The sequence below is a fragment of the Shinella sp. M27 genome, from assembly GCF_049199905.1.
In the GTDB taxonomy this organism is placed as follows: domain Bacteria; phylum Pseudomonadota; class Alphaproteobacteria; order Rhizobiales; family Rhizobiaceae; genus Shinella.
The window spans coordinates 52,250-58,929 of the sequence record NZ_JBLZPK010000003.1; the positions used below are offsets into that span (position 1 = coordinate 52,250).

Sequence of the window (6,680 nt, forward strand, 5' to 3'; positions counted from 1 at the left end):
CGCTTGGGTCTTGATCCAAAACGGGGCTAGTGGCGATACTGCTGGATGCGCGTGGTGCGCAGGCCGGCAAGGCCGTGATCGTTGATGGAGGACTGCCAGGACAGGAATTCTTCGACCGTCAGTGTATACCGTTCACAGGCTTCTTCGAGACTCAAAAGCCCGCCACGCACGGCGGCGACGACTTCTGCCTTCCGGCGAATCACCCAGCGCCGCGTGTTGGCTGGCGGCAAATCGGCGATCGTCAGGGGGCTGCCATCGGGGCCGATGACGTATTTAACGCGGGGTCGTATCAATTCGGTCATTGGACTCTCTACATAAACTCAAGACCATATGCGGGAACTCTAGACCGCCACATTTAAGATTTGCCTAAGCGCACACTAACAATTTTCTAATCTTTTGAGCGGCTTCGCACTTGGCGCTCGCCTCGCGAGGCACTGGTTTCCGCTACGTTGGGGAAGAGGCCCGTTTACGGCCGCCGCATGGGAGCCATGCAAATATTTCATTTCTATTTTATTCAAATGCTGCTAATACGCCCCCAAATTTAAGGGGGCGGTATCGGATCGGTGCCACCGGAGCTCCCTGGAAGCATCCACATGAATTCCTTCCGCGCGCTGTTTCCTTTGGGAATACGGCGGCCGTGGCGTTTTTTAACGCTGCCTGACCAGGGATGCTCCAAGATTTTTCCGGACCGAGAATGCACACGAGCCCGGCGCGGCGCGCCGGCGGTTGGAAACGGAAAATGAGAGATCCAGACAACAGGCTCCTGCAGCAGGGCTGGCCGCCCGAGTTTTTGTCCACGGCGAATTTGGAAACCGTGCAGACCGAATATGAAGTGCTGCACCTGATGCGCCAATGCGCAAATCACTTCCGGTTCAGCCATTTCCTGGTGGCGCGCTTCCCGGCCAATGAGCAGCAGCGTTTTGCCGAGCGCCTGCTCGTCAGCAACTGGCCGGCCGACCTCGTGCGCAAATATGATGCGATGACGCTGTTCCATATCAGCCGGCTCGCTATCGAAGCCGGCATGACGAAGCTGCCGATCCAGGGCGACAGCACGCTCCTTGCACCGTCCGATTGGGAAAACACCCAGGCCGGAAGCGCAATCGCGCTTGCCGACAGCCACGGCCTGACATCATCCACCGCCTTCCTTCTGCATTCCACGACCGGCGATCCCTATCTGATGGTGTTTTCCGGCACACGCGCGCCGCTTGCCCGCGCCGAGTTGACGGAACTGCATTTCACTGCGTTGCAACTGTTCGAGTGCCTCGAAAAGACCTTCGTCTCGGTCACGGCCGGTCGGGAAAAGCTCTCCAGCCGCGAGGTCGAATGCCTGCGCTGGGCAGCGGCGGGCAAGAGCAGCGACGAGATCGCCATTATCCTGGGCATTTCGGTCTATACGGTGAGTAGCTATTTCAAGAGCGCGACCCGCAAGCTGCAGGCGGTCAACCGCATGCAGTCGATCGCGATCGCGTTGCGCCTGCGTCTCATCTGATTTCCCCTTACGCTGAGATTTGCCCTTTCTGCGGACCGGAAGGGCAATTCCCTGCGTCGCCGGAAAGACGAGGTTTCCGGCCTTCTCTTGCTCTCGGTGCGGCAAGTTTCTATATGTCGCCCGAAGGATGCTCCGTTGTCGCGGGGCGCCGCAACGGCCGGTTTCGGCCCCAAGCCAAGGTGCGCAGCGGCAAAGGCCAAACCACCGGAACGGACCTCGCGTGAACAGTCTCGATTTCGATCGCAAGCCGGAAGATACCCGTGTCGTCGTTGCCATGTCGGGCGGCGTCGACAGTTCCGTCGTGGCCGGCATCCTGAAACGCCAGGGCTATGACGTTCTCGGCATCACCTTGCAGCTCTACGATCACGGTGCCGCCGTGCACCGCGCCGGCTCCTGCTGCGCCGGCCAGGATATCGACGATGCGCGCCGCGTCTGCGAAACGCTCGGCATTCCGCATTATGTTCTCGATTATGAAAAGCGTTTCCGCGAAACGGTGATCAACCCCTTCGCCGAAAGCTACATTGCCGGCGAAACGCCGATCCCCTGCGTTGCCTGCAACCAGACCGTCAAGTTCGCCGATCTGCTGGCGACGGCCAAGGATCTGGGCGCTGACGCGCTTGCCACCGGCCACTATATCCGTTCGCGTCCGAACCCGCAGCCGGATGCGCCGGAGCGCCGCGCGCTCTATCGCCCCGTCGATGCCGAGCGCGACCAGAGCTATTTCCTGTTCGCCACGACGCAGGAGCAGATCGACTACCTGCGCTTCCCGCTCGGCCATCTCTCCAAGGCCGAGACCCGCGCGCTTGCCGAGGAGATGGGTCTTGTCGTCGCCAAGAAGGCCGACAGCCAGGACATCTGTTTCGTGCCGCAGGGCAAGTACACCGATATCGTCAACAAACTGAAGCCGAATGCGGCGCTCGCCGGCGAGATCGTGCATATCGACGGGCGCGTTCTCGGCGGCCATGACGGCATCCTGCACTATACGATCGGCCAGCGCCGCGGCATCGGCATCGCGACCGGCGAGCCGCTCTACGTCGTCTATCTCGACGCCCGCTCGCGCCGCGTCATCGTCGGCCCCAAGGAAGCATTGGAAACGCGCCGCCTTTACCTGCGTGACATCAACTGGCTCGGCGATGGTGATCTTCAAGCTGTAGCTGCCGGCGGCTTCGACTGCTATGCCAAGGTCCGCTCGACCCGCCCGCCGCGCCCCGCGCGCCTCGCCTCCAACGAGCACGGTATCTATGTCGAGCTTTCGGAGGGCGAAGCTGGCGTCGCTCCCGGCCAGGCCTGCGCGCTCTATTCCGGTGAAGGCGAGGACGCCCGCATCTATGGCGGCGGCTTCATTCAGCGATCGGAACGGGAAGCGGCTGCCGAAGACGCGCTGAAGCGCATCCTCGCTACCCCGGCCGCGGCCTGAAAAGCCATGTCTCCCCAGGCCTTTGCGGACAAAGCGATTTTTCCTGCAAAGGTCGCTTGACACCCGCAGGAGCCGCCCCTTATAAGCCGCGCACCGGATGAAAAACGGACTTGGTTCCAATCGTCCTTCGGTCGGCGGAGTAGCTCAGTAGGTTAGAGCAGAGGAATCATAATCCTTGTGTCGGGGGTTCGAATCCCTCCTCCGCTACCAAAAATCTCACGCAAAATAGCGCTCTCCCTGAATAATATGAATTATTTATATTTTTCATAGCGTTATTGCGTGTAGCTCGCCGCGATTTTTCGGAAATTTGACAGCTGAAATCGGAAATTATGGATTTCCGGAAGAGGTGTCAAAAAGTCGGCATCTATATAGCCCCCATGGCTACATCCCCTCTACGACTTCTAGCGCATTGAGATCGACGAAGTTTGCTCTCGTCGGGCCACAGTTTTGAAGTTTTGACACTGCTATCTTGAATTCCTAGAATTTCACTCGCCTAACATACCGTCGTGAGCAATCACTTTTGATTTCGCAGGGAGGCAAGGGACGAATGACCGGTGCAGGCGCTGTGCAGTGGCCATGGCAATCAACGGCGAAAGACTTCACTCTATTGATACACGCGGCGCAGTACTGGCATGCGGCATTTGCACTAACTGAGCAGGCGGAGCCGATTGTCCCCCACTACTTTTTTACGCCGACATCGCACCTGCTGGCGCACGCATCAGAGCTAGCATTGAAGTCGTTTGTTTCGGAGCGCCGCTCCAAAACCAAATTCAACGAATTTTTAAAAAATAACGGCATGCACAATTTAAATGCACTTATGTGCGCCGCGATTGCCCATGGGTTGGAAATCGACCTGCGAGAGGCTACGCCTGTAGTGCAGTATCACTACGCCCACCACAAGCATGTCTTCAGATACGGTCTCGCTGGCAGCATGATAACTGCTGACCCGAAAGCCGCGCTTCCTCTTATCGCACACCTGATCGACCGTTGCGCCGGTGGCTTAGGAGTGTTGCGGGGCGGACGATCCGCTGAAAAACCAATATTCCCATACGCGGTGCCGGCTCCGATGGTTTTGCCGGCAACGGTACCTTTGATTGAAGCGATGGCCGCCAGCTTCCAGAAAAGACTTGACGAGTTTAGGGACCAAAAACTCGCTGTTCGGCCGGGCTCTTAACGCACCTCATCGCTGACCTATATCTCGAATTGGCTGTCACTCGGAATGAAGCCATAGTCCAGCAGATGCGATGCCGACTTCACGAGCAGGTCCACGCCAATCGGCCCGAGAGCACGGCGCCAGAGAGTTGCGGGCGTTTCGCATGGGCCAATGAAGCACCAGTCCTGAAAGGCGACCGCGCCGGTATCGAACCCGTCGTCCAGGTGAAAAACGGTGCCGCCAGTAACCCTCTCGCCGGCCGCCATTGCGGCCTCGACGGCGTTTCGGCCGCGATGAAGCGGGAGAAGAGACGGGTGGTAGCCGACGCACCACTCGGCCGAGCTGCGCAGCTCGGCCGGAATGTAGACGAAGGCATGAGCAGCGATCAAAAGATCGAGGCGGCAGGGCGGAAGAACACCCGCCAAACCATCCTCGCCGTGGATGACGGGTTCAAGGCCGGCTGCTTTTGAAGCCACCGCGAGCCGGTCATCCTTTGAAGGCGCGGCTAAGAAGACAATTTGAAGCTCCTTTGAGAGGGCTTTGAAGACGCTTTCCCCGAGCCACTTCTGCCCCACAATTCCTACCTTCATCGGACGTCGATCCCTTCTATGTATCGGAAGCCTTGGACGGCGCGGAAATGGCCGCCATAGATGCCGGCAGTGGCTCGCGTGGATTTGCGAGCCCCGCCGCCATGCAATGGCGCCGAGACTTGCGTCCAAAGTGGGTCGCGGCGAAGAGCCGCCGCGAGACCAGGATGCGAGGTATGGAAGAGGGTCGGCATCGGCTTCGCCGATGTAGTTAGCCAACTCAATCCCGTTGAGGCGGCCGGGCATCGTCGCCACACGGCCGGTCTCTGTTCACATTCACGCCGACAAGGCCATGGCAGAGGTGACAATAACGCCGGGCCGCGCCGGGCCGGTGGACGTTTCCCCCTTCGTCATGGCGCCGGATTTTTCGGCGATGGTGCCGAAAGAAGTAGTCTTCGTATTCTCCAACTCTGAGGCTGGCGTCGAGCCGATGCGGCGCAAGGCGGCCCTCCGAGATGGGGCATGGCGAAGCGAAGGCGTCATTCTTCCTTTGCCGGGGCAGTGGCAGCTGAGGGTCGACGTGCTTATTAGCGATTTCGAGATGGTCAAACTACAGGAAGCAACTGAAATTGCACCATAACCACTCCAACTTGCGCAAGACTGCGGGTTCGAGTCCCTTCAAGAGCTTAATGAGCCAGAGGCTCGAACCAAACATATAGTTTCCCGCTGAAAATGCTGTTTAGGACAGGTAGTATTATGGCTTCGCATCGCTTCTCGCTCAACGCTAGGCGAGAGGGGCTAAGGTAGCAAGTGGGCGTGTCGAGCCGCGAACTGGCAAGTATTTAGACTATAACTGCCTTGAGCACCTTGCCGGGATTGAGAAGCGCCGGCGCGTCAAGCGCGCCCTTGATCCGGTGCATCAGGGCGAGTTTCGCCGGGTTGGATAGAGCCGATAGCGGCGCCACCCGCTTCGCGCCGATCCCATGTTCGGCGGAAAACGATCCGCCCATCTCTCCAACGCCTCGGTAAATTGCCGCCTCGACGGCACACGCCTTTTCCGCAGGGAGTTCGCTGACGGTGCTGTTGAGCACGATGTGAAGATTTCCGTCGGCAAGATGACCGAAAACGTAGGGGGCGAACTCGGCATCGATCGCTTTCAGATCGGCGAGGCACCCTTCGAGATAGAATGCGACCTTAGAGAGTGGGATAGAGACGTCATAAGATGGCGCACCCGGATGCTGCCGGTAAATGAGGTCCGTGTCCTCGCGAAGCCGCCAGAGATCGGCCTCCTGCGCACCGGAAAATGCGATGACGGCCGAGGTGTCGGGGTGAACGGCAATCACGTCCTCGTAGATGCGCGCAAGCTCCGATTGCAAGGCGGTCTCGTCGGCGCCGCCGAGTGTCATCAGGAGGTTGACGGGATGATCGGCGGCGTAATCCGCAACCGACCAGCGATGGTGGCTGGAGGTCAGGCGGAAATAGCTGTGCCACACCGCTTCGGCAGCGCGAAGACTGCCGTATTCGGCATCGAGCCCCCGGCGAACCGTCTCAAGTGCTGCGTCCACCGAGGCCAGGCCGAACAGGACTGTCGCGGTCGCCAAAGGCTGGGGTTCAAGCTTGACGGCGATCCGCGTTATCACGCCGAGCGTGCCTTCCGCACCGACAAACAGATGCTTCAGGTCATAGCCGGCGGCATTCTTCACGACCCGGGTCAGGTCGGAATAGACCGAGCCATCCGCAAGCACGGCCTCCAGTCCCAGAATGCGATGCCGCATGACCCCGGACCGGAAAGCGGAAATCCCCCCGGCATTCGTCGAAGCCATGCCGCCGATGGTCGCCGAGCCGCGGGACGGCAGATCGATCCCCGGTTCAAGGCGATGCTCCGCTGCCGCCACCTGCAGCGCCTGCAGCGTCACGCCGGCTTCCACGACGGCAACGCGCTCGACCGGGCAGAGATGCTGGATGCGATTGAGGCGGGCGGTGGAAAGCACCAGTTCGCCCGATTTTGACAGGCCTCCGCCCACGAGCCCGGTTCGCCCACCATGGGTAATAAGCGGCACCCCGTGGGTGCGGCAGCATTTGACGATTGCGGCA

Annotated in this window: 7 protein-coding genes and 1 tRNA gene; 5 read left to right on the top strand and 3 right to left on the bottom strand. The window is 59.8% G+C overall.

Features of this window, described 5'->3' with window-relative positions; translation table 11 throughout:
- Positions 1-26 precede the first annotated feature (26 nt).
- A complete protein-coding gene (locus tag ACOZK4_RS00685) occupies positions 27-302 on the bottom strand; it encodes a DUF1153 domain-containing protein (RefSeq protein WP_007769470.1) in 276 nt (91 codons plus the stop codon).
- Between the two features lie 437 nt (positions 303-739).
- Here ACOZK4_RS00685 and ACOZK4_RS00690 point away from each other — a divergent pair, with 437 nt between their 5' ends.
- The 4 genes from ACOZK4_RS00690 to ACOZK4_RS00705 all read left to right on the top strand — a co-directional run bounded on the left by ACOZK4_RS00690 (position 740) and on the right by ACOZK4_RS00705 (position 4,080).
- Complete coding sequence (locus ACOZK4_RS00690; RefSeq protein WP_313531545.1) at positions 740-1,489, top strand: helix-turn-helix transcriptional regulator; 750 nt, start codon at positions 740-742, stop codon at positions 1,487-1,489.
- Positions 1,490-1,709: 220 nt separating this feature from the next.
- The gene (mnmA, locus tag ACOZK4_RS00695) at positions 1,710-2,906 is read left to right on the top strand and encodes a tRNA 2-thiouridine(34) synthase MnmA (protein ID WP_313531546.1); all 1,197 of its coding nucleotides are present in this window, start codon (positions 1,710-1,712) and stop codon (positions 2,904-2,906) included.
- A gap of 133 nt (positions 2,907-3,039) precedes the next feature.
- A tRNA-Met gene (locus ACOZK4_RS00700) sits at positions 3,040-3,116 on the top strand.
- A gap of 337 nt (positions 3,117-3,453) precedes the next feature.
- Positions 3,454-4,080 (top strand): hypothetical protein, encoded by a 627-nt coding sequence (locus tag ACOZK4_RS00705; RefSeq protein ID WP_421589896.1) that lies wholly within the window; start codon positions 3,454-3,456, stop codon positions 4,078-4,080.
- 17 nt (positions 4,081-4,097) lie between these two features.
- Here ACOZK4_RS00705 and ACOZK4_RS00710 read toward each other — a convergent pair whose 3' ends face one another.
- Positions 4,098-4,649 (bottom strand): formyltransferase family protein, encoded by a 552-nt coding sequence (locus ACOZK4_RS00710; protein ID WP_421589897.1) that lies wholly within the window; start codon positions 4,647-4,649, stop codon positions 4,098-4,100.
- A gap of 289 nt (positions 4,650-4,938) precedes the next feature.
- Here ACOZK4_RS00710 and ACOZK4_RS00715 point away from each other — a divergent pair, with 289 nt between their 5' ends.
- A complete protein-coding gene (locus tag ACOZK4_RS00715; RefSeq protein ID WP_421589898.1) occupies positions 4,939-5,226 on the top strand; it encodes a hypothetical protein in 288 nt (95 codons plus the stop codon).
- Positions 5,227-5,428: 202 nt separating this feature from the next.
- On the opposite strand, the gene ACOZK4_RS00720 is transcribed toward ACOZK4_RS00715, so the two are convergent.
- The gene (locus ACOZK4_RS00720) at positions 5,429-6,646 is read right to left on the bottom strand and encodes an FAD-binding oxidoreductase (protein ID WP_421589949.1); all 1,218 of its coding nucleotides are present in this window, start codon (positions 6,644-6,646) and stop codon (positions 5,429-5,431) included.
- Positions 6,647-6,680 lie beyond the last annotated feature (34 nt).